Below are 22,659 nucleotides of genomic sequence, written 5' to 3'. Positions count from 1 at the left end.
TAGGTTCCTTGCGGCAGGCAAACGACACCGCGCCATGTGAAAGGCTTGGCTCCAGCGGTCCCAAATTGAAGGTCGGAAACATTCACGCCTTCAATAGGAAATTCAGCGGCATAGAAGTCGCTTGCCGCAAGAGCCGCATCGGCAGTTTGAACGACTAATCGGGGGCGGGTGACAGAGCCATCGGAACTCGTTTTGGCCGCCAGTGTTCCGCGCAAAACCCCGCCGCCACGCGCGCCGACGACAACCCCATCAAACAGATAAACGCTTGGCGTGGATATATCGACCAACGTCCCGACATTGCGATCCTGACTAACCTGAAACGCCGGGTTCAGATGGCGGTTTTCGTTGCTGGCCTTGGTCGAGTCCGCATCCGCAGCAGCCTGCGCAACGGCGTCGATTGCTGCCCATTGCGCGTCACTTACAGGCTTGTCCTTATCGGACGTGTTGTTGGCGTTGCTAAGGCCAACATCTGCCTTTTCCAGCGTGATATCGCCAGACAGGTCTTTTCCATTCACCTTGCGCGTAGCCGGGACCTTTTCTGCCAAGCCTTGGGAAAGCGCCTGTGCTGTTGCATAGTAGGCTGGCAACTGCCCACCAAACTTGAGCGTGTCGGGTGCCTTGCCGCCGATGATGATCTGGTCGATTTGATCTTGCGCCAGTTCGATTGAAGTTCTCAGCGTTGCGAGCTGGGGCGCAACGTTGACTTGAATGTAGTCGAGCGAGGCCTGAATGCCCCGCTCTTCAAGTTCGGTGAAAGATGCTGCGCGCGCCTCCACAACTCGAAGGCGCTCATCGACATCCCCCATGGTAAAATTCCACAGAATGCGGTCGATGAGTGTCTTCGGATATGAGGGAACCTGATAGCCGTTAGACCTCTCTGGCATAGTCAAGCACCTCGTCACCTTCCTGCTCGATGATGGCCACCACGACCTTTCCCTGCATGGTGATTTCGTTGAGCGGCTTGTAGGTGAACGCTCCGCGCTTAACCGGGCGCGTGAGCTTCACCTCATAGGATTTTTCCGGATCGATCTGGAAAGCCATGGGAACCCCCTAGAGTGCGGCAATGAACGCGTCCTGCACGAAAGGCACGGACGCTACATTATTTGTGGTGGCTGCTGGGCGCATGCGGGCAGCGTTTGCGGCCGCGCCGAGCGTGTAGGTTGAAAGATAAGTTCGACGCGCAGGCATCTGCGCGTCGATTGTAACTTCGGTCGTGTCGGGATTTACGACCGAGTTGCCCACCATGATGGCTGGCGTGAAGGTGTGACGGTCCGCGTCAAAGGCATCGAGCGTGTATTGCGTCTGGATTTGCGTAGTCGCAAACCCAAACTGGAAGCTTTTGGTGACCGCTCGCATGCTGTTGCGATTGCGGGCGACACGGGAAACAGCCTTCTCATCAAGCTGGATCATTGGCTGCAAGTCAGCCGTACCCATCATGACCATTCGCAGCTCGACAGAGGCAGGAAGCCCAACCAGTGGGTTCGTCGCCGGATCGCCGTCATCCAGCTCCGTCCAGACGGCCGAGCCGGATGGTCGGATTTCCCAGCCGAGCTGGCAACCACCAGGCACCCACCCCGCAAACAGCAAATCGATTTGCGTCATGCCGTCCGCAAGGTTCAAAGCCTGCATGGGAACAACCGTGCGGGGGCTTCTGTAACGTGCAGCATTCAAGCGGAAGCAAATATCGATTTCCGTAGAGCCTTGCGCAAAAGCGCCGTCTGTCGTGAGGAATTGCGTTCCACCCGTGTACTTGTTCGCGGCCGAGGTATGGAGCGCATGCGCGCCGGTCGTAACCGTGACGAAGGCATAGCGCTTTCCGCTTTCCAGCAACGTGATGGGTAGAACAGCCTTGTTCCAGCCGACGACAAGCTTGGCATGATCGAGCTTGCCTTGCGCCAGCACAGCATCAAATCGCGGCATGCCGTTAGGGGTTGTTTCTACGATGAACACATGCACGTCGCCGTCAGTATCAACGCGGGCAAACGACAGGTCGAGACTAGTGAGTTGCATCGGCTGAGCGACAAGGAACGACTGCCCAAAGATGGAGCCATTCACGCCGACATTCTCAGTGACGTATTCCCAATAGGGTTCGTTGTAGACTTCATAACGAATTTGCCGGACGCCATATTGCTGATGGCCTGGCCCACCATTTGCGCCGACATAGACCACTTCGAAGGTCTCGCCGCCGACATTGAGCATTTGCCCGACGCGGGAATCGCCGCCGAGGCCAGACCATCCCGCTACGTTTTCACAAGCCCATTGCGTCGGCCCATAGGTTATCCGAACGCGGGACGCTTCCTTGCGGACGAGCGTTGTTTGGGTGTGCTCAAGCTGCGAAATGTTCAGCGTGCCATCCCGCGATGTGTTGGCAATACGGGTGACCTCCTCAAAGGCGGGCACCATGCGACGTCCGCGAAACGCAATCTTCGGATCGTCTTCAGCCTGCACCTCGAGTCTCGCCTGCGCTTCGGCGGCAAAGCCAAAGCGCACACCCTCCTCAATGCGGGCCAGCCAGTCCACATGCGTCATGTCCCAGCGGTCCTTAACAAGCGCGTTGTCAAAGACGAAGGCACGGGCCTCATCCGGCAGATCGACCTTTAGCCGGGCTGCGCCAATATCGCGCTGCATCTGGCGAATAATGACAGGTCGAGGGATTTCCGTCAGTTTAGCCTTGATGTTGACGATCTGCGTTTCAATCGTCTCGGTCCGCATGAAAAGGCCATCAAGATCGACTTCAAGGGCCGTCACCCGCCCCTCAACTTCAAAGAGCGTCTTCACGCGGTCGCTATTGCCCGGCTCGATAGCGTCAATTCCCGAGGATGTGAGCAGCACGAATGCAATGCAAGCGTCGGTCGAGTCTACAACCGGCTTGACCGGAACCGGGTTTGCTTCGCCGGGCTGCACGATCAGATCGACAACGCGGCGGATCGTCTTCGGCGTCGTGCGGTTGACGATGACGCTGGTTTCCGGATCGTCCGACGTTTCGAAAGGGCGGGTTGCCGTTTCGGTCACTTCCTTGCCACGCAGAAGAATGGCAACCCAGCGCTGGTCAGATGCGGCGACCGGAATATGAAGCTGAAGGTTCATATCCTTTGGGGCCACCTGCGCATAAACGATCTTGCCGGCGACATAACGCCCGGTCGAAACCGTGATTTCCTGCGCAGATTTGCGGGCGACCGTGAAGGCAGCCCAATGGCCGGGATAGCCGATTGCATCGAGCCAAAGATGATCGGTGGCGTCTTGCGCCTGCAAACCGATGGCTTCGAAATCGGCGTGATCGGCGATTTCGGCTTCAGAAAAAGCAGTTCTCTGCATGATTGTTTTCCCTCAATCCAGCCGCTTGCGGTCCATGTAACCGCCGATGGCATGGCTTCCGTCGATGAAAATATTGTCGTCAAAGGTGATGCCGCGCCGCCATGCGAAGGAAACCGAGTAGAGCGTTTCCGGCGTCTTGGCGGTCGTCATGGCCAGCTTGGCGCGGCGAATAGGTTCAAGGTTAACCGGCGTCATCGCCGCCCGCCCGAAGGCGCTACGGCCGATCTGGAAACGGTTCTTCGGGGCGGTCAGCGTGACGCGCACCAGGTAGTGCGCAACGAATGCCTTATGCGCGATGGGCGTTCGCCCGATCACCGCCCGGCCGAAGGTGAAGCGGTTCGGATGCGCAATGCGATCCACAATGACCGCATCGACAAAAGCAAGATAGCGCTTCAGGCCGGCAAGGGTGCCTTTCAGCGCCGCCAAAGGTGACGCCGGGTAGAGCGTGGAAACGCCAGCGCATTGCGCGATCATTTCCCGCTTTCGTTCTTCGGGCCAATCGTCAAACCAGAGATCGACCGAACGATGCACGGCAAGCCAAGGCAGGAACCGCGCCGGCGTCTGGTATGGGTCCATCAGCACGGCGTAAGGGATCGGCAAGTCATCCGACATTGCGGCGGCAAGCGCCTTTTCGAATTCCTCTGACGATGGCGGAAGCAAAACGCCTACATCGCTCATGCCCGCACCTCGATTTGAATATCAAGGCTCGTCATGACGGGCACCTTGTACGGGTCCGGCTCGATGACAACAGGGGCGAGATCGCGCACCCGGATCACGCCATCACCGAAGGCAGCGCCCGAAAGCAGGGCTTGCGGGATTTCGCCGCCAATCAGGATGCGGGAGGTTGCCGCCGCGATGATGCGCCTTTCCGCTTCCGTCTTGATGATGGCGGCGCTGGCGCGAGCGGCCACGATTTCCAGCGAGAGCGAAACCGCATATTCGGTGCGGCCGGCCGCCATGACCGAAATAGCCACGGCTTCAGGCGCACGGTCCGGATGCGTAACGGCCGCCCGGATAATGGCCAGCTCGGCGTCTGTCGGAAGCCTGCCCATTGGACCGGCTATGACGACATCCGTATCGCCGCGCCGGCCGTGGACCGCCCGGCCATTCACTCGCGCATCCCAAAGCCCAAGCGACTTGTCAGCGGATTGCGGCCACGCCGTCCAGGCATCGAACAGATAGCGACCGGCCGAACCAGCAGCCGGCAAATCGAAGGACAGGAGATAGCGGCGAAGCAAGGCTTCGTCGCTTTCCATGATAGCGGCCGAGCTGGGCGTGGCAGGGGCGACAACCAAGCGGACGATGTTGCGGCCGGCCGCGATGGCTTCCAGATTGCTGCCCTTCGCATAGGCCGCTAGCAGCGACCGGAAGGCATCGTTGACGCGCTGGCGGTCCATCAGGCGAAGATAAGACCACGCTTCGCCGACAATGCCGGCAGGATCGGTTTCAAGGTTTTGCACGTCATAGACCGGCAAGGCCGGATTGATGGCGCGCATCTGGTTCCAGAATTCCAGAAACCGGACCTTGAAGGCCGAATAGAGGGTTTCGAAATCCAGCGCCTCGATGGCATCCGGAGCCGGCAGGCGCGAAACGTCGATGGCGGCCGGCGAGTAAACAGCAAGTGTCATGATGATCTGCCCGCTATGACGACCCGCGTGCTTTGATCTTCCGCAATGGAATAATCGCCGCGATGGCCGAGAGGATAATAGACGCCGAAGATTTCGAGCGAGATTTTGCCGCTCGCGTCGGCGCGGCTGACTTTTCCGAACCGCATCCGGAAACGCGGTTCCCATCGCTGGATTGCGATTGCGGCCGAGGAATAGAGCGCCAGCACATTGCGGCGCGTCATCTTCGCATCGACCAGGTCCGGCAGTTCCGAACCGAAATCACGCCGCATGACGCGAGCGCCAATCGGCGTGTTTAGGATTTTGGCAATTGACTGCTGGGTATGATCCCAATCAGTCAGGGGTGCGCCGGTTGCGGCGTTGACGCCGGTCGAGCTTGGCATCCGCTTTCCCCTTTTCATCGATTGGCGAGACGACATCGCCGAAGGGCGGCGCAAGCTCGCGGGCCTGATCGGCAGACAGTTGGATGGGTTCGCCGGCATCACGCCAGCGCCCGGCAATCTCGCAGCCGGTGCGAACCTTGTAATTTTTCATGGGGGTTCCTCAGTCTATTGCGAAGACTTTTTCCGAGCCTTCGACAATCGGCCACATGCCGGCCGATGACCCTTTCTCGACATGCACCATGTCGCCGATCCGCGCGACCTGCTTGCCGCCGTCGCCGCCGAGCTGCACGTTATCGGATTGCACAACGACCTTTGGAGCTGTGACTTTCACAAGCTCGCCGGTCGCCTCAATGACAGCATCGCCGATCTTGATGTGAAGTGGTGTGTCGCGGTTTTCGCGGGCGTTCTCGTCGCTATAGGTCGAGAAATCGATCTGCGCGTCTGCGAGATCGCCGCTTTCCGAAACCACGTCCACTTGCTCGCCGATGCTGTAAAGCACATCGACCTTGACGCCACCGCCAGCAAGCGTGCGCGCCTTTATCCATGGCGTCAGGTAGGGTTCCTCACCCTGCCGTGACAGCTCGACGCGATACTTGCTTTTGTCGTCGCTGATTTCGGCAATCTTGCCCTTGCGGCGACGGTTGCGTTCGCGGCGCTCGATATCGGCAATCCGATAATTCAGTTCCTCGATATGGTGGGCCAGCCACTCGGCACCTTTCATGGCGCACCCCCATCCGGAAGCGTCAGCAGCATGGCGTCCGCTTCGCTGTGTGTCATGCCGTAACGCCGCATCGCCGCCGCCAGCTCGTCGTCATTGCCAGCAATCTGCGCTTTCATAAGCGCGATCTTTTTGACCATGTCCGGCTCGCGGTGCACTAGGTCGCTTTCGCATTTGGCGAAAAATGCAGCCATCGGCGAACCTTCCTTCAGCGGGTAGCCCGTAACCGGCTCAGCAACGGCGGCAACAGTCATCTTCATCTGATGAGCTGCCAAACGAACGCCGTTCGTGTCGCCGCTGATACGGGCGCGCTGGCATTTCTCGACCCGCAAAATCAGGCTGTTGAAGATCGCAGCCCATTCATTGTCGGGATCAGCCAGAGCATCCGCGATCTGGCGAAGCGTCATATCGAGATAGAATTCGAAGTTGGCGTCGGCCGCAGGAAGGCCATTCATGATGATCTTTTCCTCCGTAAGGGGATCAGTCATCAGGTGCGGCGAGGCAACGCCGGCCTCAAAGACGAGATCGATTTCGCCGCTGGCGATCAGGGAGCGCAATTCAAGGCCGCTCACCTGTTTGCTGTCATCGGTATAGACCGAAACGAATTGCTTTTCCTGCGGGGTTTTAAGCTCGCCGGCAGAGCTGGTTTCCAGAGCGCCAATCTCGCTATCGAGAACATTGTCGCCTACCAGCGTGCGGCCCTTGAAAGCTTGAACGGCACAGATGCGAAGGGCAATACGAACAAGGGACATGGCACCTACCAGCGTCAGGCTTGGTTAAGCCCAGCAATCAACCGGGCGTGATTTCGGTCATCGACCGTGGAAACTTCAAAGACGGGTTCGCCGGGGCGCTCCAAGGCGCGCAGCTTGTCTTTCTTGCGAAGGACGATATCGGGGTATTCGGTGCGGTCGATGTAGAGAGCCGCCTTTCCCGCCGCGATCCGCGAGTGCAGGGAGCGGCCGCCGCTGACATCGAGAGGCCCGGCCGTTTCGTCGCCAGTCCGCAGAACCGCCATGATGACGACTTGCGGCCGGTCCGGATCGGCTTTTTCGTTTTTCATGGGAGACAGGCGAATGCGCTCCGCAAACCTCTGGTCGACGCCGGACACAACCGCATCGCGCGCAGCCCGAAAGGAAGAAGCAACCGGCATGGCAATCCCCATGAAGTGCGCCCGGCCGTCGAGATGGCGACCGGGCGTTTGTTGAAAATCAGTTGGTCTTGAGCTGCACCAGGCAGTCAGGCTGCTTGCAGATGGCCAGCATGTTGGACTGCGACTTCATTTCGAGGCCGGTTCCGTGTTTCAGCGTCTCGGTAGAGATGAAGATCGAGCCGTCTTCGCCTTCCGTAGGCGCCTGATTGACGCGGTCGATATGATAGGCCGGGCCGTCATAGGTGCGGAACATGGACTGCGTACCGGTCGGGTAGGCCGTGCCGCTGTTGTCATCCACATTCTTGACCGTCGAGACAGAGCCATCATTCGCCTTGACCGGCAGACCGCCCTTGTATTCGCGGAAGAGAATGTCGCCGAATTCGAAGACGCGGCCCCAATTGCCGCCGAGGCGTTGGCGTTCAAGCGTTGTGTGAAGGCCTGAATTCTGCGCCTGCACCCAAAACTTTTCGACCTTGGCATGCGAGATCAGCTTGGAGAAGAATTTCGTATCGACCACGGCTTCCACCGCGCCTACCGTTTCGCCCTTGGCATTGCTGATGATGTGGTCACTCGCTTCCTCGCACTTGGCGCGGACATCGGTAGCGGCCGTGCCGAGCGCGAAATCGATTTCCTTCTTTTCGACGCCGAACGTGTCGTAAAGATTGTAGAGCGTGCGAAGCTTGCCGTCCTTGATTTCGCCGCGGAGCATGCCGAGCCGCAAAAACTCGCGGGTAATCGCGTGGTTCTTGCGGATGATGACAAGCTTGCGTTCAAGTTCGGCGTCGAGCGAGCGCTCGGTAATCTCGCCGTTGACGACTTCGAGCATGCCGTCGATATCGCCGACAAGGATGTTTTCGAGGTGCACGAAATGCGGGATCGCAATGATGATGCCGTTCTGGTCATCATCGCCGGCGACCTCACCAGGTGCACCCGGCTCCTGATGCGAGAGAACGACGATCTGGCCGTCGCGGAAGTCGATGCGAACCATGCGCGAACGTTTCGGTTCGCTCGGCGCGATGTTGAGCGCGTTCAGAAGGCCGAAGGTATTCGGCAGTTTGTTGACCTCGTCGGTGAGTTCAACGTTGGAGTAAGGCAGCAAGATTTCAGGCATTGCCGATTGTTCCTTGTGAAGAAAAAGGCGCAGGACATCGCGTCCCGCGCGCGCAGGCTGAAAGGCCGGCTATTGTTGGAAAGGGTGGATCAGGCGCGCAGGATGAGGCCGAGGCGGTCTTCGATATCTGCGATGGCGGCGGCCTGCTGTTCGGCAGTGACGCCAGCGGGCCAGACGATGTTGGCACGGTTGAGAACCGAGAAGCGACGGGAATAGAGCAGCCCGTCAACGCGGTCCGTGCCGTCCGGCGCTTCGCAATCCTTCAGGCAAACGCCGTGAACGATCTGGCTACCGTCCGTCGCGGCCGGGTCCCATGCGACCAGCTTGCCGAGCTTTTCGCCGGCCGGCGCTTCTTCGGTTCCGGCGATACGGCCGATGAACTGGCCGAGCTTGACCAGGCGGGCATTACCGCCCGTGCCGCCAAGCAGCGTGCCGACGCCGCGCGAGATTTCGGGATCTACTTCCTTCTTCAGCAGCGTGGACATGCCGGGGGTCTGCTGGAATTTCATGACAGGCAAAGTGCCCATGGTTCTTTCCTTTCGAAAGGAATTGGAGTTTCAGGGGTGACGCGCGGAGCCGATCAGCTCTTTTTCATCTTGGCGGCGCGGGCATCCATGCGAGCGGACAGGCCGCCCTTTGCCTTCGGCTTGCCGTTCGGTTCGCGGTTGAGGTTTTCCGCATTCATCATGCGGCGCGGCGGCTGGTATTCTTCCTCGCCGGCGTCCGCTTTCGGCGCGACGGAAAGCGTTGCCTTGGCGGCCTCAACAGTGTTGCCGGCGTTGAACAGATGCTCGGCAAGCGCCTCGCGGCCCTTGGCTTCATCCAGCGCCATGATGGCGGCGCGGCGATCAAGCACCTCCTTAACGGCGTCGTTCGCGGATGCCGTCAGTTTCGCGACCTGTTCTTTCAGGCCATTGTTTTCCGTTTCAAGCAGCGCGGCGCGCTCTGCATCGGTCATGGTGGTTTCCTTTGGAGGGTTTGGCGTTTGGGTCTTCGGCGGATGGCTGGATGCCATCGACCATTTCTTCGTTTTCGCCAGCGCAACCAGTTTTTTGGGCGCGTGCGCAAACAGGCTGTAATCGAAGGCAGCAACCGGCTTGGCCTTTGTGGTGGCCGTCGCATCGGCGAAGCCCTCGGCAACCGCCTCATCGGGCGTAAACCAGCGTTCCGCTTTCATAATCTCGCGGCAGTCTTCAGCGCTCTTGCCGGACTTTGCCGCGTAGACGCGAGCATAGGACGTTGCCAAGGCTTCCAGAGCTTCGATTGTTTTGCTGTGTTCGCTGGAATTTCCGAAGGTGAAACCGCTCGGATCATGGATCATCATCACAGAGCCGGCCGTCATCGTGACGGTTGCGCCAGCCATGGCGATCAGCGAGGCGGCCGACGCGGCAATGCCCTCGACGACAATGTTCGTGATGCCAGGGCGAGCCGACAACAGCGCGTGGATTGCAGCGCCTTCCGTCGCAACACCGCCGCCCGAATTCAGATGAACATCGAGTTCGGAATCGCCATCGATCTGTGAAAGCGCAACGATTACATCAGCGGCGGTAAAACCGTCATCGTAGTAATACTCGCCGACATAGCCGGAAAGCCGAAGCTTTCCGTCTTCAAGAATTGCAGCCATTTGGGTTTACCTCAGTAGGGCCGGAAACGACCGCTGATAGCGTGCCGCCGAATTTTGGGTTTCTCGCCGCGCGCAATCTGGCAATTGCGGATGGCTTCATTCAAAGCGCGCTGCACCTGGTCGAGCGAGGCGGTGGAATAGCGCATCATGTCTTCACCGAAGCGGCCTTCGGTCATCATCTCGCCGGTAAGAAGCGCTTCCTCGACGCGGCGCAGTTTGACTGCGCGCGCGCACCAATCGATATTCACGGGATCGTCATTGTCAGCCATCAAGCGGCGTCCTTTGCTGGATCACGGTTGCCGACAGCAGCAGCCCCGAGCGGCCCGCCACCCCCGCCTTGCGAGCGGCCAAACGGATGGGGAACGCCTGCGGCTTCAAACATCTTCTTTTCGATGCCAAGCTGCTCGATCTGTTCTTCGCCGTTTTTGCCGGCCAGAGCGCATTCGTCGTGGAATGTGGAAATACCAGTTTCCAGACGAATTTTGACGGCAAGCGCCGCCTTGTAGTCATCGGCAGATGGTGCAGCCGGTCCGCTCCATTCAGACTGGTAGACGCTTTCACGGTCCCGGCTGAAGGCTGCATATCCGCCCTTGAACGGAATGACCTTGCGAAAGATCATCTCATCAAGCCAGCGCTCGAAAACGCCCTGAAGGAACGGGGCAACGATCCGCGAACGCCGGCGCATGACGATAGGCCAGATGGTGGCAACGGCCATGCGAACCGACGAATAGGAGGCGTTGGAATGATCCATCGCCAGTGCCTCGTATGTGATGCCGAGGCAGCGCGCGATTTCCTTCAGGAGACTTTGGAAGAACGGCAGATATTGCGCACCCGGCGTTGCCGCCGTGTGCATCTCGAAAGTTTCGCCCGGCCCAAGATGATTGATGCGGCCGGACTCGGACATCGAAATGCCCTTGTTCTTCAGGGCATCAATCCGATTGCCCCAAACGTCCATCAAGTCTTCCTGCAGGCCGCCGATAAATGCGCCCCAATCGCCCTCATAACCTTCGGGTGGGTCCATATCGGAAAGCGTCCGGATGGCTTCGAAGGCGGTTTCGCTGGGTTCGGGACTTTTGATCGTCGCCGCGAAGATGGTCTGCATCAGCGCTGTGGCCAGCGTTGCGTCCGCGAGCTGGTCGGATTGTGCGATGACCTTCAGCGCCGGCGCAATGACCGAAATCCCGCGCGGGCTGTTGAGGTTGGCGGCACGGTCCATGACATGGATAACGTCAGCTCCATCGATAGTCCGATCGGACTCGATACCATTCTTGCGGACGCGGAACTTGTAGCCAATCGCCCGATTGTGTTCGTCATGATAGACGCCCTGATCAAGCCCCTCGCTTTCGTTGGTCGTGCGCGGGCAACGATGCGAGGCGAGAACGGAAACCTTCAGGCCGATGGTCAGGCCGAGGCGGCGTTGAACGTCCACCGGCAATTGATCGAGAACGGCAAAGCCCTCGCCCGTGGCAAGGAAGCTTCGCAGAAGCGCTTCCGCCATATCCGCAATCGTCGCCTTGCCGGCGAGATCGCATTCCTTCGGGTTCCACGCAAAGCGCCGCCATGCCCGTTCAACCTTGCGGCACCACGCCGAGGCCTGCTTTTTCGTGTAGCCGAAAGCTTCGAGCTGGGAGCGAAGATTGAGTTTCAGTTCGTCGCCGATGGTATCGGTGATGATCTGTTCAACCGCGCCCGATATCCAGCCGCTGTTCTGCATGAAGTCGAATGCAAGCGCCGAGGCGCGTTCGGCCGACTCACGAACATCGAGGCGGGCATCGCGCGTGACGGCGCGGCGCATGGCAAGGGTTCCTGCCGTGTCGCCGCGCAGATATCGCGCAGTCATCTTTCGCGCCAGCGGCTTGTTCGCGGCCGGGGCTGATACCCGAACCGAATTCGCCTTGACGCGATGGCGAGGTTTTTCACTCAAGAGTATGACCCCCAACGTTTGCGCTGACGCGACTTTTTGTCGGTTGCTGGCGCTGGTTTCGGTTTTTGCTTGCTGAAGGGGCTTTCGTCGGCCAGGTCGAACAAGTCGTTGATCTGTTCCGTTTCGCCGTGAAGATCACGGATCAAATCGGCCCAGCGGTCGGTTGTCAGCCGGCGCTTGTTTTCGAGGTGCCAGCCGAGCGCATAGGCGTAAACGGTCACGTCAAACCAGTCGTTCTGGCGACCGTTGATCTTCTTCCATTTGCGCCCGGCCTTCGGATTGACCAGCTTTCGCGAACCGCGCTTGAGGCTGGTTCGCGCCTCTTCTTCCTCGTCAACCAGCCTTTCGGCCGTCAGCTCCTTGGCGAAATCGGTGTCGCAAAGGTTGGCGGCAAAATGGATGGTGCCCCGTGGCCACTGGCTATCCTCGCCGACGCCCTGCACCAAGTTGGCGAGGGCGGCCGCAACAGCCGTTTTCACATCGTAGAGGCCGACTGGATAAAGCAGGACTTTCGCAATCACGCGGTTGCGATGATCCTTGATATCCTTCTTTTTCGGCGTTCCGAGCCATGGCAGGCCGATGGGTTCGCGACCGTCGAGAGCAAGCACATTCGGCCGGCCAGCGCAGAACCGGTAAACCCGGTCTGTTGCCCAACCGGTATCGACACCGGAAATGTCCAAGCCCTTTTCCCTGCCGCTCGGCGTGACATAGGTCCGCGAGAGCGCGTCAGAAAGCTTGATCCATGGTTCATCCGACTTGTCGGGCGATCCCTCGAAAATCTCGCGGTCGATAAGGCAATACTGCCCGCGCGGCCCTATGGCATAGACACCCCACTTGATGCCGTAGCCCTGAACGTCAGCAGCCGAAACCAGCAGGGCCGCCCATTCCGGAATGACGTTGTTTGGTATGCCCTCGTCGCGGGCCGCTTCAACGATCTTTTCGTGATCGATTTCGACGCCGCCCGGATCGTATGGCAGGGCCAAATCCTGCTGATAAAACGCCTTCATTTTGGTGGTATCGCCTTGCGCGTCTTCCCACCGTTTCCAGATTTCGGCCCAGCGTTCGCGGGGCGCGTAGGCGGCCCAAAGATGATAGCTCGGTTCCCACTCGCGGCACCTGCCCTCTTTTACGGGGCAAAGCCATTTCGCAAGATCGGCCGGCGCTATAGCCAGCGGCACAGGATCGTCACCCTCATGAACGCGCCGCGCAATCCAGTGTGCCTGTTCCTCCATCTGGCGCTTGTGGCCGTCGAGGATCGGTTCGTCACAGCGAACGCAACGCATATGCACCGGAAGGCCACGCGCGGCGTCCGGCCCACGCATCATGTCGAATTCGAGCGCCTGGTAGGTGCCGCAGTGCGGGCACGGCATATAGCGATATCGCTGATCGCCCGCCTCGAAATCTTCGGTAATGGCGCATTCGCCGGCGATGCCCGGCGTAGACCCTTGCCATTCCTTGGCGAGATCGCCGTACATTTTCTGACGCGCCCGCGCCTGATCGCGAGGACTGCCGCGACCGTCAACGTCTTTCGGATATCCCGTGACTTCGTCCATTGCCAGATACTTGATGGACACCATCTGCAAGCCCTTGGAAGAACCCGCATTGACGATCTGGCAGAAGCCACCGGCATAGCGCTTGAACGCGGACGTGCTGCCCTGTTCGTCGCGGCTGTTGACCGGCATAACCTTGTGAGCGATGCGCGGCGATACCTCGATTGTCGGCTGCAATTTGATGCGGTTGAACTTCGTCGCTTCTTCCAGCGTCGGCAGCACGATCATCATCGAGCCGGGCGCTTGATCCACGATGAAGCAAAACCAGTTTTCAATTGCGGTCGATTTGCCGAGCTGGGCGGCCCAGCGGCACGTTACCCGCCGCGCCGGATGATCCGGATGGAGGCAATCTTGCGGCTCGCGCAGATATGGAACGCGGTCCGTCAGGAAGTCACCCGGCCACGGGGAACCCGATTCCGGCGACACCTTGCGATAAGCGTCAGAAAATTCGCTGATCGTCAGGTCTTCAGTCGGCCGGCTGGCGGCGGCCATGCCGCGAAAGAGCACCAACGCGCCATGCACAAGTTCTGGAAATCGAGCGCGCGCATCGTGAATTGTCACTGGAAAGCCCGCCCTGATTAGTCTTGCTGAAGCAGCTCGCCCTCGGCTTGGCGCTTCAGCGCTTCAAGTTGCTTTGTCACCTGCTCGTTGAATGTCGCCAGACCGAGTTTCGCGAAGCCCTTCAGGGCGAGGCGAACGGTTCGTTCGTCCCAGCCGAATTTGAGGGAGAGCGTTGCGGCTTCCGGCTCGATGGCGCGCTCGAAGGCGCTTTGCATCAGGGCAACCGCATCGCGGCCGGCCTGATCGACCTCATCAACGGTGGTAAGTTCACCCCGCCGCTTGGCGAGGTCCATTTCTTTCAGCTCCGCTTCGGCGAGCGCCTTGCGTGCGCTGCCATCGGCTTGCGTTTTGTTGCGGCTTTGGATGCTGCCCGAAGCAGGTGCCGGGCTGGCCACACTACTGAAGAGCGTACCGGCCGGGGCGGAACGGATGCGGATGTTGCCGGATCGATGCTCGACCAAGGCGATGTAATCAACCTTGTTCGACTTTCCGTCTTCGCGAAGCGGCAACGCTTCGGCGTGCTGCTTGAGGTAGCGGGAGAGCGTCGAGCGGTCCACCTTGTCGCCGGATTGCGTCAATCGCGCCGCCGCTTCGGTGATGGAAATCCAGTCTTCGTCCATCAAATCCATCCGTGCAAGCGTGCGTGCATCGTGCGTGTATGCGTGTACCGCTTTTCGAAAGTGCAACTAGTGAAATCCCGCAGTACCCCTGTCCCGTATGGTCGATTTTCTTCGAATACGGTCCCTAAATGGGGGGGGGGTGAGGGGTGCCGCCCTCAAAGGGGGCAGGGTCGAAGGGTCACGGGACCAGCTTATCAAGCACCGCCGAAACACGTTGATCGAGCAGCGGAGCGCCGACCCGATGGAAAGCGGCGGCTGTTGCGCCCGTGGACATTTCCGTCGGGATGAAGACACCCGACCGGGCGAAGGTAATCTTGCTGCCCGACGAATTCAGCCGGTAGTAAACGTGCCCGTTGAACTTCGGAACCTCTTTGCGATCCGGGAACAACCCGCCCCGCATGAAAGTGCCGGGGTAAAGCGTTGCCTTTCCGAACGGCCTTGCCACCACGCCAGCCGGGGTTTCCTTCGGCCTAAGATACTTGAGGCGGATGTTTCCGCCCCGCGTCGTCATGTCGTAAATATACCGACCGGGCCGAGCTGCCGCAGGATTGCCAATCGCCTTGACGATAACCTGCCTTGGCAAGCCGGTCTGTTTCGTCAGCTCGCGGATGACAACCGTTTTCGAGCGGTTGCCCACCTGGTTGACGATGCGCGGCAAGACTTTCGGGAATTGCGCATTCAGCGTTTGAAGGCGCTTGCCGTACTTGGCAAGGTTTCTGTCGGCCCATTTGATCGTCAAAACACCAGACATGGCCGCGCCTCCGGGAAATAACCCCTATACAAACGCAAAAGGCGACCGGTTAAGGTCGCCTTCTGAAAACATAGCTATCGCACCGACCCTGACTCGATGCCTCAAAAGCGAGGCCGGCAAGGCTGGGTTCCGGATCGCCTGTTCCCTGTAACCGTCTGGTTAGCTCTGGCAGCGTCTAGCGCTGGCATTTGAGGGTGGCGAATCCGAAATATCCGTTGCCCAAATGACTCTCACACCTTTTTCAGAAATGCAAGCGGCAGTGTGACGGGCTTCAAACGATCCCCAAAAGCCTCAATCCAAACGGTTGCTCTGGCGTTTCTGGCGGCTGTTACCTGCACCACAACGCAATCATGACCGGCAAAAGGCCCGTGGGTGATTTGAACTTTGCTGCCCTGCCCTATCGAACGATCAACGGCCATGCGGCTTACATCGTTCGTGTCGCAGATGGCCTTCAGCTTCGTAACATCAGCCAGCCGGACTTCGTAATAGCCCGTGGAGCCGCCCACGAAATCCACCACGCCCTCTTGCAGTTTCAGCCCGAAGAACGCTTCGGCCGAGGGCAGCACCCTAACCAGCATGTAACCGGGCAGAAGCGCGCTTTCGCCTTCAACCTTCACCCCTTTTTTCACAGCCGTCCAGCGCTCGCGTGGTACGAAAACGTCAACGCCGGCATCTTTGAGATTTTGTTCAAGCGTCAGTTCCCGCCCTCCAAAGACCGCCATGCAAAACCACTTTGCCCTTGTCGGCTCATCCTCGAAACGAGACATGGCGGCGGCGCTGAGTTGCTGGATCGCAAGTCGGAGCCGCCGCGTCATGCGCCTTTTTTGCCATTCCGATGGCTCGTTTTGTGCGCAAACATCAACTTGCGCCCCTGATTTCTTTCCCCGCATCCGCGTCAAACCTTGCTAATCTGTGTTTCAAATTCGGTGATAGCGGCCTCAACAGCCGTATCGAGATTGGTTTCGTCCGGATCGACAGGCGGAAAGCGCATGCCCATAGGCGGCACCCATGAGAACCACGGCCAGCATCGACGTTCGTGCAGACGCTTCCACGCGGCCAGCAGCTCGCTATCAGGCGCAACCCATTGGAACCGTTCGGAAATAGGCTCCAAAAACGTGGAGCATCGCCAAGGCTCACGCCGTCTGGCGGCAAAAAGCATCCCCTCGACAACGCTTGCGCAGTAGTCAATCAGCTTATTGCGGCTGATTTCCTCAAAAGACTTTTGGCCGGAATCGACCATGATCTTTTCGATAGGTGCCAACCGGATTGGCTGGTTTGAGGCCGTCAAGAGCATTTCGAGCCATGTCGCCATCCAGAGATTGGAAAATGATTTTGCTGGCACTTTCGCAACCGGGCCGCTCGCCGGTGGCAGCTCTTTCCATGCCTTTTTCCGCAAGTAGATGGCTGGGCTGTAGGGCTTCACCCTGCCCTCAATCCACCTAAGATACGATGGCGTCAACCGGATGCAGTCCCGCCGATCCGCGTCAGCCAGCTTGTCCCATTCCGCTTTCGCCTCGTCACGGCTGTAATCTTCGTGGCGCGGCCACGTCGGTTTCCACCGCTCAAACTCGCGGTTTATCCGCTTTCGCTCTGTCGGCGTCAGTGCGCGCTCGCCCGCGCCTCTTTCTGGAGAGTTAATTGGAGAGGTAAGTGGAGAGTTATTATAGAGGGGGCGCTCTGCCCCCAGCTTATGGGGCGCAGCGCCCCCAGCTTCGGGGCGCAATTCCCCCACCTCGCCAGTGCCGGCATCGTCATAAGGTGAGGGCATAACACCGCCACCTTGCTGCAATAATTCCGGATGGCTGTAACCGTCTGGCCAGCGCGCAACGTACTTCTTTTGACGCCATTTTTGACCTTTCATGCCGGCGTTTTCCACCCGCAGCCAGCCCTTTTCTTCGGCGGCACGCAGATGAATCCGGATTGTCTTGCGGTCACGCCCGCTTTTTTCGACCAGGTCGCCAATGGGAGGAAAGCAACGGTCGCCCTCGCGGTTCATGAATTCGGAAAGCACACGCAGAACGTCGCGCGTCGTCGCCGGCAGATCGGAATTACCGATTGCCCAGCGCCACCGCCACATCCGCGATTGCTCCTTTCGTGTTCTGTTTTCGCTCATTTTCTGTCCTTTAGCCCCGACATATGCTCGTCTTCACCCTTTCCAGTTTTCGTAAGCGCGGCGCAGATCGAGCCATCTGCGAGCCGCTTGCGTGTCTTCGTTGAGTTGATTTTTTGAGCTGATCGCGAGAACGCTTTTCAGCCGCGTATCGGCCGCCGTTTGCGTTCGGACCTGACCGCCCGCCGTGGTGGCCTCTAGGAAGCGCCAGAACGATGGTTCTTTCGCCGTAATCGCTGCATTGGCCGCGTAGTTCTTTTCGCGTTCCTTGCGGTCCTCACGGCCCAAGGCGCGGCGCAGGGCGGCGATGATCTTGCCGGCTCTTTCGCCAACATCGAGAAGCAGGCGGGCGACGTCGAGGCCGAGCGCTACCAACTCGATTTCGTGCGACAACGCATCCTTGCTGAAGGTTGCGATTATGGTTGCTTCGTCCATGTGGCGGAACGCGACCAGGTGCACGCGCTCATTGTCGGTTTCGACCACCCATTGATCGCCGGCCAGCCGATCCGCGAGGTAGCGAACCCGATCAACCTTCTTTTGTTCGGCTTGATGATCCCTCATGCGGCGACCGCCTGGACTGCGAGATGATTGCAGTTCGCAGCCGCGAGCGCCTTTGCCACGGGTGGGCAAACGCTGTTTCCAACGCAGGAAATCTGCACTTCCTTCGTGAAGGGAATCCATCCGGGGCCGCCATTATGGCCTATCTGCGAGCGATCATGGTAACCGTCGATCTTGTAATCGGCCGGGAACCCTTGAGCCGTGTAAAGCTCGCGAGGCGTCAGCATGCGCATGCCGATATCGACAACAACGAAAGTCAGGCCGTCGATTTCTAGAGTGACGAATTCCCGAGCATCCCAAAGTCCATGGGACCGCATGAAATCCGCCACCTGCCGCGCGCGAGCTGCTTGCGCTTCCGTGAAGGGCGGAATGCCGATTTCCGCCTCAAGATGAGCGTGGCGCGCTTTACAAGTCGCGGTCCGCATTGGCTCATCGCCGCGCGAACCCTCGCCAGTCTCGTAATAGGATTGCAGGAACGGCAGTATCAAACGGCTTTTGCCCTGCCCTTCCGGCATCACAGTGCCGCAAGGCTGTTTCATGCTGTGGCCGGTAGAGGTTCCGAAATCCCGCGCCACGTAAGCGGCAACGAGTTGCTGATGGCTTCCAGTTTGAGTGACGGCCGACAAAGGCGCGGACGCCGGCCGGCCCGGATTTACCCCGCCGATGCGCCGGCTATCGTTATTGTGCTGGGCCATGAACGCGCAAATGACGGCGTTTTGATCCTTATCGCTGGCAGTGATGGTATGCGCGGGCGTCCGAACAGAACGGTTTGCGCCTCCCTGCTGGGCGTAAGTCAGCACAGGCGCGACCAGCGCATGCTTGCCGCTACCGGCGACAACGGTTCCTAACGGTTGATCAGCCGACATGCAGCGTGGCGCTTGCCCTGCCCGCTCACCATATCCCACATGAACCAGGTACGGCCGACCGGCACGCAACACAAACCTGTCAAACCCGCGCGCAACCCGAGCCAAGGAGTTGTCAGCAAGGGGCCGCTTTGCTTGCACGCCGTGCTTTTCCTTGATTTCTGCAGTCGTGTCGAAGATTGAAGGGCAAGGAATGCTGTAGTCGATGCAGTCACCCACGATAGGCCACGGCAGCTTGCGGCCGGCAATTACTTCCGGATCATCGGGACGGGCATGCGTTGGGACCGGCCACACGATGGGCTGACCGTCAAAACGAATGATGATGAACAACCGCTTCCGGATCGTCGGCGCACCATAGTCGCACCCGCGCAGCTCGCGGCTTTCCATTTTCCCGCCAAGCTTGCGGATAGCCTTGCACCACTTCCGATAGCTTTGCCCCTTCTTTTCAGGATCAGGCATCAGGCCGCGAGGCGTCATGATGAGCGGGCCGTAATCCTTAAATTCCTCGACATTCTCCATCATGACGACATCGACTTTGCCGCCGCTTTTCTGGATGCGTTCAATCCATCCGGGAATGATCCAGCAGAGGTCACGAATATTGCGCTCAACAGGCTTGCCGCCCTTGGCCTTGCTGAAGTGTTTGCAGTCAGGCGAGAACCACGCCAGTCCAATATGCTTGCCGCGCAGATGGTCTAAAGGATCTACCTTGTAGACGTTTTCCGAAAGGTGGATTGTGTTCGGGTGGTTTTCCTCATGCAACCTAAGCGCCAGAGCATTGTGATTGATGGCATAATCTGGCGACCGACCAAGCGCTTGTTCAATGCCGGTCGAAGCGCCGCCGCCACCCGCGAAGCTATCTATGATGTACGGGCCATTTGGACCGATGGCAGGCGTCGCGGCCAAAAGCGTGCTTGCGAAAAGTGCACCAACATGAGCGTTCATGCTGCACCGCCTTCCGGCGCGCCAGCTTGATTGCCCCAAAAATCCCAGCGGCCGTTAAGGCGGATATCGCCTTCAGCCAGACTGTCTTTGCGCTGGAAAAGCTCAAGCTTTCGCAGATCGGGCCACAACCTATCAATCTGCTCGGCGAACCATACCGGTTTGCGGCTATGCTCGGTCTTGGCCTCACAATAGAGGCTGGCCGGCTGGGTGCCCTCTAAAGGCGCCATCGAAATGGAGCCCCGCTTGCCGATCAACAACAGCTCGTGACGATCCCGAACCCATCGACCCATGCCGATGTTAACCTTGTCCCAAGCCATGCAGGTGACGTACTCAAAGCCCCAAGCTTCAAGCACGGCGATGCCGTCAGGCAGGCGATTGGCCGTCACCCAAAGATACAGCACCGCATCGCGCGTAAACGGCGACTTGTCACCAGCGCAGAGCGCCTTGATTTCCTCGACCGGCATAGGAGGATAAGGAAGCCCTTTATCCTGCCCTGTTTCGTCGCTCCAAGCCTCTTGCTTCCATGGTGGATCAGCATAACCAACCGAATACGCCGCACGCGGCATTTCAGCCGTGGACCTTCGGCCCTGCTCGGCAATCAGGCTGATCATCCGAAGACGTGATGCCCGGCTGCTCGCGCGTTCCGCGTTGCGAACGACCTTGTTTTCCGCCTTCACCGCCCTGTCAGCGGCAAGCAGCGCGCGGACATAGCTTTCCTGCGCTTCAGGCGTCTCAATCTTTTTAAGATGATCGAGCGTCACCCCGTTGTTGTGTCGGGTGCCAATGAGCTGCTGAATTGCGGACTTGGAAATCTTTTCGCCACGCTCGACATCGCGCCGGATGGAACGTTCATCCCTACCGGTCGCCTCGGCAGTTGCGGCGGCAAACGATTTGGCGTCACGGACAACTTGTCCGCCACGTCCCTGCGCAGCGTTTGAGGCCAGAGCCTGCGCAACCCCTTTAGCCGTTTCCGGGTACTTGATGAGATGCAACTCTTTGCGCCGGGCCATAAACAAAGCGCGCTCGGCGACACTCAAGTCGGAGCGGATAAGGTTCTCGTCAATTTCCCATAGCTCGCGGTCCGTATCGTCGCCCTGCTCATGAAAGCAGAGAATGGTTGACATGCCCAACCTGGTGCACGCTTCCAGACGATGACCGCCGGCGCTTAGGCGAACCGTCGCATCCGCTTCATCCCCATAAACCGTAATAGGGGTTTTAAGCCCAACCGCTTTGATCGAATCCATGAACGAAAGCACTTTGGCTTCATCCAGATTGCGCAGCCGGGTTCCGACAATGATCTTTTCAATGTGCCGAGCAACGGCAATCTTTTTCTTTGGTTCGAGGATCATCGGCTAGGCTCCGTCCGAACATAGTTGCCGTGATCCGTCGCCTTCAGCTTTTCGCCGACGCGCTTGCCACTCATTCCGCGCGCGAGCATCTTTTCGGCCGCCTGCGGATGAAACTGGAAAGCCGCACCAGAAATGGCGCGGCGAGCATCGACCGGGAGAGCATCGAAGCGCCGCATCGTCGCGGCTTTTTCTGGATTTGGGGGAGGAAGCCGATCCGGACCGTCCATCAGTCAGCCCTCACGATGACATCGAGGTATCGCCGGCCGCTATCCTTCAGATAGACTCGATCCTGCCCGCCCTTTTGTTCTTCGATCCGGCAATACCCCGCCTCCGCGCATGCTTTGGCGCGGTCACGATCATAGATGCGAATGAGGGGCATTGTTCCGCCTGCCACGTCGCGCAGCATGAAAAGAAACTTTCGATCCAGCCTGCTAAGTGGCTTCTGGAAAATCCGGGTGGCCGGTGAGTTGCGAGCGGGCTTCATTCGTCACCGCCGATCATCATCGCGTCGAGGCGGGCCAAAGCGATCTTTGCGGATGCAATGCGCTTGCGGATTTCCTTCCGCTCGTAAGCGTCCGCATGGCCGTCCGACAGTGCGTTCGCAACCTCATCGACAACATCGTCGAGTACACGATCAAGCTTGAGCAGGCTCAGCGGGCAGAGCTTGACATCATCCCCCTCCGGCAGATCGTCACGGACCAGCGCAAAGCCCAGCTCCCTTGCCATCGTGGTGACGATGAACGGGTGCGGCGATCTGCGATCCAGATCGACAGCAAGATCAACTCGAATGAAATTCTCTTTCCACTGCTCGTCTTGCGATGCGTATTTCGACAACGCGGAAATGCCGACGCCGAGCAACCCGGAGGCGGAAGATGTTCCGCCGACCGCATCATATGCTGCCTGCGTATTAGCCTTGAGAGCACTTTCAAAAATCTTGGAATTCTGACGCACTTAGAGACCCCACAAAAGCAAGGAAAAAAAATCTGGAAATGATTCCGTGAATGCCGTTCGCAGGCGGCGTATTCAGGTGACAGCTACAGAGTTACGGAGATCACCCGATGCGAAACAAAGTTAGAAACCCGCGCCAGAGCATCAGTGAGATTGCGCCCCGGCGCGGGCCGCAGCAGGCCGGGAGGAAAGGCCGCGCGATTGGAAGCTATGGTGGTGCCCGCTCTATTCATTTGCGGCACCTGCCGGTTCAGAAAACAGGTCAGAGCGATTGGCTTTCAGCCATTCAAGACGCTGGTTGTGCATGTCGATGACGGCAACATCATTGTTCGTCACGTCACGAATGCGCTCGACCAAGTGAGCATCGGCGCGATTTTCCCCGTCCTCGTAACGCTGATAGGTGCGTGCCCTCTCGATACCGAGAAGCGCCGCCATGTCAGCCAGGGTCTTTCCGCGCGTCAGTCGCCACTCTTTCAATCGCATGGCCGGGAATATGTCGATAAACGACAATAAAAGTCAATCAAAATACTTGTCGACAACCGACATACCCTCTTTGT

At 58.9% G+C, this 22,659-nt stretch carries 26 protein-coding genes and 1 pseudogene; all 27 read right to left on the bottom strand.

Features of this window, described 5'->3' with window-relative positions; genetic code table 11:
* Positions 1-890 (bottom strand): annotated as a pseudogene (locus tag FHW77_RS25790) (hypothetical protein); the annotation flags it as partial.
* A complete protein-coding gene (locus tag FHW77_RS25785; protein WP_182591025.1) occupies positions 868-1,041 on the bottom strand; it encodes a hypothetical protein in 174 nt (57 codons plus the stop codon). The gene FHW77_RS25785 and the pseudogene FHW77_RS25790, both read right to left, overlap by 23 nt.
* Before the next feature lie 9 nt (positions 1,042-1,050).
* Complete coding sequence (locus tag FHW77_RS25780) at positions 1,051-3,315, bottom strand: hypothetical protein (RefSeq protein WP_182591024.1); 2,265 nt, start codon at positions 3,313-3,315, stop codon at positions 1,051-1,053.
* A gap of 12 nt (positions 3,316-3,327) precedes the next feature.
* Positions 3,328-3,993, bottom strand: coding sequence for a phage tail protein I (locus tag FHW77_RS25775; RefSeq protein WP_182591023.1), 666 nt, complete (start codon positions 3,991-3,993; stop codon positions 3,328-3,330).
* On the bottom strand, positions 3,990-4,943 hold the full coding sequence (locus tag FHW77_RS25770; protein WP_182591022.1) for a baseplate J/gp47 family protein: 954 nt from the start codon (positions 4,941-4,943) through the stop codon (positions 3,990-3,992). Before FHW77_RS25770 ends, FHW77_RS25775 begins: the two co-directional genes overlap by 4 nt.
* Positions 4,940-5,323 (bottom strand): GPW/gp25 family protein, encoded by a 384-nt coding sequence (locus tag FHW77_RS25765; RefSeq protein WP_182591021.1) that lies wholly within the window; start codon positions 5,321-5,323, stop codon positions 4,940-4,942. The genes FHW77_RS25770 and FHW77_RS25765 overlap by 4 nt, the downstream gene beginning before the upstream one ends.
* A complete protein-coding gene (locus tag FHW77_RS25760) occupies positions 5,274-5,474 on the bottom strand; it encodes a hypothetical protein (RefSeq protein WP_182591020.1) in 201 nt (66 codons plus the stop codon). Before FHW77_RS25760 ends, FHW77_RS25765 begins: the two co-directional genes overlap by 50 nt.
* 9 nt (positions 5,475-5,483) lie before the next feature.
* Entirely contained in the window at positions 5,484-6,044 is a 561-nt protein-coding gene (locus FHW77_RS25755) for a phage baseplate assembly protein V (RefSeq protein ID WP_182591019.1), read from the bottom strand.
* Entirely contained in the window at positions 6,041-6,793 is a 753-nt protein-coding gene (locus FHW77_RS25750) for a hypothetical protein (protein WP_182591018.1), read from the bottom strand. The genes FHW77_RS25755 and FHW77_RS25750 overlap by 4 nt, the downstream gene beginning before the upstream one ends.
* A 14-nt stretch (positions 6,794-6,807) precedes the next feature.
* Positions 6,808-7,191 (bottom strand): hypothetical protein, encoded by a 384-nt coding sequence (locus FHW77_RS25745; RefSeq protein ID WP_072495482.1) that lies wholly within the window; start codon positions 7,189-7,191, stop codon positions 6,808-6,810.
* 58 nt (positions 7,192-7,249) lie between these two features.
* Positions 7,250-8,302, bottom strand: coding sequence for a major capsid protein (locus FHW77_RS25740; protein WP_112212337.1), 1,053 nt, complete (start codon positions 8,300-8,302; stop codon positions 7,250-7,252).
* Positions 8,303-8,391: 89 nt separating this feature from the next.
* The gene (locus tag FHW77_RS25735) at positions 8,392-8,829 is read right to left on the bottom strand and encodes a head decoration protein (protein ID WP_182591017.1); all 438 of its coding nucleotides are present in this window, start codon (positions 8,827-8,829) and stop codon (positions 8,392-8,394) included.
* Between the two features lie 53 nt (positions 8,830-8,882).
* The gene (locus tag FHW77_RS25730) at positions 8,883-9,926 is read right to left on the bottom strand and encodes a head maturation protease, ClpP-related (protein WP_182591016.1); all 1,044 of its coding nucleotides are present in this window, start codon (positions 9,924-9,926) and stop codon (positions 8,883-8,885) included.
* Between the two features lie 11 nt (positions 9,927-9,937).
* A complete protein-coding gene (locus tag FHW77_RS25725; RefSeq protein ID WP_112494756.1) occupies positions 9,938-10,195 on the bottom strand; it encodes a hypothetical protein in 258 nt (85 codons plus the stop codon).
* Positions 10,195-11,766, bottom strand: a complete 1,572-nt coding sequence (locus FHW77_RS25720; RefSeq protein ID WP_286086167.1) for a phage portal protein — start codon at positions 11,764-11,766, stop codon at positions 10,195-10,197. The genes FHW77_RS25725 and FHW77_RS25720 overlap by 1 nt, the downstream gene beginning before the upstream one ends.
* Before the next feature lie 80 nt (positions 11,767-11,846).
* Positions 11,847-13,961, bottom strand: coding sequence for a terminase gpA endonuclease subunit (locus tag FHW77_RS25715; RefSeq protein ID WP_182591015.1), 2,115 nt, complete (start codon positions 13,959-13,961; stop codon positions 11,847-11,849).
* A gap of 17 nt (positions 13,962-13,978) precedes the next feature.
* The gene (locus tag FHW77_RS25710; protein ID WP_286086166.1) at positions 13,979-14,581 is read right to left on the bottom strand and encodes a hypothetical protein; all 603 of its coding nucleotides are present in this window, start codon (positions 14,579-14,581) and stop codon (positions 13,979-13,981) included.
* 178 nt (positions 14,582-14,759) lie between these two features.
* Positions 14,760-15,332, bottom strand: coding sequence for a hypothetical protein (locus tag FHW77_RS25705; protein ID WP_182591013.1), 573 nt, complete (start codon positions 15,330-15,332; stop codon positions 14,760-14,762).
* Between the two features lie 230 nt (positions 15,333-15,562).
* Entirely contained in the window at positions 15,563-16,147 is a 585-nt protein-coding gene (nusG, locus tag FHW77_RS25700; protein WP_167378261.1) for a transcription termination/antitermination protein NusG, read from the bottom strand.
* 80 nt (positions 16,148-16,227) lie between these two features.
* On the bottom strand, positions 16,228-17,445 hold the full coding sequence (locus tag FHW77_RS25695) for a helix-turn-helix domain-containing protein (RefSeq protein WP_182591012.1): 1,218 nt from the start codon (positions 17,443-17,445) through the stop codon (positions 16,228-16,230).
* A gap of 33 nt (positions 17,446-17,478) precedes the next feature.
* Positions 17,479-18,003 (bottom strand): hypothetical protein, encoded by a 525-nt coding sequence (locus FHW77_RS25690; RefSeq protein ID WP_182591011.1) that lies wholly within the window; start codon positions 18,001-18,003, stop codon positions 17,479-17,481.
* On the bottom strand, positions 18,000-19,805 hold the full coding sequence (locus tag FHW77_RS25685; protein WP_182591010.1) for a DNA cytosine methyltransferase: 1,806 nt from the start codon (positions 19,803-19,805) through the stop codon (positions 18,000-18,002). Before FHW77_RS25685 ends, FHW77_RS25690 begins: the two co-directional genes overlap by 4 nt.
* Positions 19,802-21,154: an MT-A70 family methyltransferase gene (locus tag FHW77_RS25680; RefSeq protein ID WP_182591009.1), complete on the bottom strand. Its 1,353-nt coding sequence runs from the start codon at positions 21,152-21,154 to the stop codon at positions 19,802-19,804. The genes FHW77_RS25685 and FHW77_RS25680 overlap by 4 nt, the downstream gene beginning before the upstream one ends.
* Positions 21,151-21,381 (bottom strand): DUF6525 family protein, encoded by a 231-nt coding sequence (locus FHW77_RS25675; RefSeq protein WP_072495448.1) that lies wholly within the window; start codon positions 21,379-21,381, stop codon positions 21,151-21,153. Before FHW77_RS25675 ends, FHW77_RS25680 begins: the two co-directional genes overlap by 4 nt.
* A complete protein-coding gene (locus FHW77_RS25670; protein WP_182591008.1) occupies positions 21,381-21,533 on the bottom strand; it encodes a hypothetical protein in 153 nt (50 codons plus the stop codon). The genes FHW77_RS25675 and FHW77_RS25670 overlap by 1 nt, the downstream gene beginning before the upstream one ends.
* A 101-nt stretch (positions 21,534-21,634) precedes the next feature.
* On the bottom strand, positions 21,635-22,105 hold the full coding sequence (locus tag FHW77_RS25665; protein WP_020811229.1) for a hypothetical protein: 471 nt from the start codon (positions 22,103-22,105) through the stop codon (positions 21,635-21,637).
* A 222-nt stretch (positions 22,106-22,327) separates the two neighbouring features.
* Complete coding sequence (locus FHW77_RS25660; RefSeq protein WP_031234071.1) at positions 22,328-22,585, bottom strand: helix-turn-helix domain-containing protein; 258 nt, start codon at positions 22,583-22,585, stop codon at positions 22,328-22,330.
* Positions 22,586-22,659 lie beyond the last annotated feature (74 nt).

The sequence above is a fragment of the Agrobacterium sp. RC10-4-1 genome, from assembly GCF_014138475.1.
Classification (GTDB): Bacteria; Pseudomonadota; Alphaproteobacteria; order Rhizobiales; family Rhizobiaceae; genus Agrobacterium; species Agrobacterium pusense.
The sequence above is the reverse complement of the archived record's forward strand: the minus strand, read 5'-3'. Positions and strand labels throughout refer to the sequence as shown.

Coding starts and splice junctions, on each gene's coding strand:
- FHW77_RS25725 (WP_112494756.1), bottom strand. CDS start 10,195: ATGGCTGACAATGACGATCCCGTGAATATCGATTGGTGCGCGCGCGCA.
- FHW77_RS25685 (WP_182591010.1), bottom strand. CDS start 19,805: ATGAACGCTCATGTTGGTGCACTTTTCGCAAGCACGCTTTTGGCCGCG.
- FHW77_RS25750 (WP_182591018.1), bottom strand. CDS start 6,793: ATGTCCCTTGTTCGTATTGCCCTTCGCATCTGTGCCGTTCAAGCTTTC.
- FHW77_RS25705 (WP_182591013.1), bottom strand. CDS start 15,332: ATGTCTGGTGTTTTGACGATCAAATGGGCCGACAGAAACCTTGCCAAG.
- FHW77_RS25690 (WP_182591011.1), bottom strand. CDS start 18,003: ATGAGGGATCATCAAGCCGAACAAAAGAAGGTTGATCGGGTTCGCTAC.
- FHW77_RS25675 (WP_072495448.1), bottom strand. CDS start 21,381: ATGGACGGTCCGGATCGGCTTCCTCCCCCAAATCCAGAAAAAGCCGCG.
- FHW77_RS25695 (WP_182591012.1), bottom strand. CDS start 17,445: ATGAGCGAAAACAGAACACGAAAGGAGCAATCGCGGATGTGGCGGTGG.
- FHW77_RS25710 (WP_286086166.1), bottom strand. CDS start 14,581: ATGGACGAAGACTGGATTTCCATCACCGAAGCGGCGGCGCGATTGACG.
- FHW77_RS25680 (WP_182591009.1), bottom strand. CDS start 21,154: ATGATCCTCGAACCAAAGAAAAAGATTGCCGTTGCTCGGCACATTGAA.
- FHW77_RS25780 (WP_182591024.1), bottom strand. CDS start 3,315: ATGCAGAGAACTGCTTTTTCTGAAGCCGAAATCGCCGATCACGCCGAT.
- FHW77_RS25785 (WP_182591025.1), bottom strand. CDS start 1,041: ATGGCTTTCCAGATCGATCCGGAAAAATCCTATGAGGTGAAGCTCACG.
- FHW77_RS25745 (WP_072495482.1), bottom strand. CDS start 7,191: ATGCCGGTTGCTTCTTCCTTTCGGGCTGCGCGCGATGCGGTTGTGTCC.
- FHW77_RS25755 (WP_182591019.1), bottom strand. CDS start 6,044: ATGAAAGGTGCCGAGTGGCTGGCCCACCATATCGAGGAACTGAATTAT.
- nusG (WP_167378261.1), bottom strand. CDS start 16,147: ATGACGCGGCGGCTCCGACTTGCGATCCAGCAACTCAGCGCCGCCGCC.
- FHW77_RS25670 (WP_182591008.1), bottom strand. CDS start 21,533: ATGCCCCTCATTCGCATCTATGATCGTGACCGCGCCAAAGCATGCGCG.
- FHW77_RS25735 (WP_182591017.1), bottom strand. CDS start 8,829: ATGGGCACTTTGCCTGTCATGAAATTCCAGCAGACCCCCGGCATGTCC.
- FHW77_RS25720 (WP_286086167.1), bottom strand. CDS start 11,766: ATGACTGCGCGATATCTGCGCGGCGACACGGCAGGAACCCTTGCCATG.
- FHW77_RS25730 (WP_182591016.1), bottom strand. CDS start 9,926: ATGGCTGCAATTCTTGAAGACGGAAAGCTTCGGCTTTCCGGCTATGTC.
- FHW77_RS25765 (WP_182591021.1), bottom strand. CDS start 5,323: ATGCCAAGCTCGACCGGCGTCAACGCCGCAACCGGCGCACCCCTGACT.
- FHW77_RS25770 (WP_182591022.1), bottom strand. CDS start 4,943: ATGACACTTGCTGTTTACTCGCCGGCCGCCATCGACGTTTCGCGCCTG.
- FHW77_RS25775 (WP_182591023.1), bottom strand. CDS start 3,993: ATGAGCGATGTAGGCGTTTTGCTTCCGCCATCGTCAGAGGAATTCGAA.
- FHW77_RS25660 (WP_031234071.1), bottom strand. CDS start 22,585: ATGCGATTGAAAGAGTGGCGACTGACGCGCGGAAAGACCCTGGCTGAC.
- FHW77_RS25760 (WP_182591020.1), bottom strand. CDS start 5,474: ATGAAAAATTACAAGGTTCGCACCGGCTGCGAGATTGCCGGGCGCTGG.
- FHW77_RS25740 (WP_112212337.1), bottom strand. CDS start 8,302: ATGCCTGAAATCTTGCTGCCTTACTCCAACGTTGAACTCACCGACGAG.